The sequence below is a fragment of the Streptococcus sp. KR genome (assembly GCF_002238115.1).
Lineage (GTDB): Bacteria > Bacillota > Bacilli > Lactobacillales > Streptococcaceae > Streptococcus.
This window is the reverse complement of record NZ_NGVM01000223.1, coordinates 1-315: the sequence shown is the minus strand read 5'-3', so window position 1 is coordinate 315 and position 315 is coordinate 1. Positions and strand designations below refer to the sequence as shown.

Here is a 315-nt window from a genome sequence, read left to right as displayed (position 1 = left end):
CTAATTCGGGTAGCTTTGGTTTCGGATACGCATCCGTTACCGCTTTGGTATTCGGTGCGGTAACCGTTGCTTTGCTGGATGTTTCATCCAACATTGCCATGCAGCCATTCAAGATGATGGTTGGTGACATGGTTAACGATGATCAAAAGAGTTATGCATATGGTATTCAAAGCTTCTTATCAAATGGTGGTGCGGTTATCGCAGCCATCTTCCCATTTATCTTTACCGCATTTGGAGTTGCCAACACCGCTGAAAAAGGGGTTGTTCCTCAATCAGTTGTTATTTCCTTCTATGTTGGTGCCGCAATTCTGTTGC

Annotated in this window: 1 pseudogene; it reads left to right on the top strand. The window is 44.4% G+C overall.

Annotation, left to right across the window (positions count from 1 at the left end):
- Nucleotides 1–315: pseudogene (locus tag CBI42_RS11685) on the top strand (MFS transporter); the annotation flags it as partial.